The sequence below is a fragment of the Pseudoalteromonas sp. TB25 genome (genome assembly GCF_000497995.1).
Lineage (GTDB): Bacteria > Pseudomonadota > Gammaproteobacteria > Enterobacterales > Alteromonadaceae > Pseudoalteromonas > Pseudoalteromonas distincta.
Genome location: NZ_AUTI01000159.1, coordinates 1 through 1,301, shown reverse-complemented (window position 1 = coordinate 1,301; position 1,301 = coordinate 1). Strand labels below are relative to the sequence as shown.

Annotated in this window: 2 protein-coding genes; both read left to right on the top strand. The window is 45.3% G+C overall.

Annotation, left to right across the window (positions count from 1 at the left end; genetic code table 11):
- Nucleotides 1-563 (top strand): ABC transporter permease subunit (locus L652_RS0103430; RefSeq protein WP_024603291.1); only part of this gene is annotated, 563 nt, incomplete at its 5' end.
- Between the two features lie 14 nt (nt 564-577).
- Nucleotides 578-1,301 (top strand): ABC transporter ATP-binding protein (locus tag L652_RS0103425; protein ID WP_024603290.1); only part of this gene is annotated, 724 nt, incomplete at its 3' end.

The following is a 1,301-nucleotide window of genomic DNA, read 5'->3' as shown; positions in this document are numbered from 1 at the left end:
TTGTAGCCGTTATCGTTGCGATCCCCGTTGCACATGCTGCACTGAGTGGAAAAGCGGGTCGTATAATGGAGCGTGTTACTTACTTTGGTTTTGGTATTCCGGGTATAGTAATGGGCACAGCGCTTGTTTACGGTGGTTTGCAGTTGCCGTTTTTATATCAAACACTGGGATTGCTTATTATTGCTTACATGCTGCGATTTTTACCACTTGCTGTAGGCTCTGTTAGAACAAGCACCGAACACTTAGATCCAAGCTTAGTGAAGTCTGCGCGCGTATTAGGTGCAAGCCCACGTGAAGTATTTACTCGCATAACACTGCCTTTAACTATGCGCGGTATTATTGCCGGTGCAGCACTGGTGTTTTTAGAGTCAATGCGTGAACTCGAAGCCACGCTATTACTTGGTCCTACAGGGTTTGAAACCCTCTCTACTTATTTATGGCGTGTATACGAAGCGGGCTATTTTGGTCGCGCCGCGATTCCAGGGTTATTGTTAGTAGTGATATCTGCCTGCGGGTTAGCTATTATGATGTCTGGCGAAAAACGCAACCAGTTTGAACATTAAGGATTTAAGAAACAATGCTATCTGTAAGTCAGTTGTCTATAGATTATGGCAGTAACCGCGTAGTAAGCGATTTAAACTTTTCGCTGGGTGAAAACGAAATCCTTATGCTTGTAGGGCCAACAGGTTGTGGTAAAAGTACAATTTTACAAGCCCTTGCTGGCCTTATACCTATTAGCGAAGGCGAAATAAACACAGGTAAATGGCGCGCTACACCCAAATTAACAATACCTCCTGAAAAACGCAGTGTAGGCATGGTATTTCAAGATTTTGCGTTATTTCCGCACTTAACCGTACAGCAAAACATTTGCTTTAGATTAAAAGATACAGCCCCTGCTGAGTATTGGATAAACCTACTTGGGTTGAGCGATTTTAGAGACAAAAAACCAGCAACGCTTTCTGGCGGACAAAAGCAGCGCGTTGCACTTGCGCGTACCCTTGCCCACCAACCTGACTTTGTATTACTTGATGAGCCGCTTTCAAACTTAGATGCCGCTCTTAAAGACATGCTTCGTTGGGATATTAGAAACGCACTTAAAGCCGCTGGCGTACCGGCGATTTGGGTAACACACGACCAAGAAGAAGCACTCTCCGTTGGCGACCGCGTTGGTGTGCTTAAAGGCGGCGAAATTCAGCAAATCGATACACCCGAGCGCTGTTTTAGTACCCCAAACAATCGCTTTGTGGCACGCTTTTTAGGTGAAGCCAGCTTTATTAGCGGCCAATTTAGCCAAGGACAAG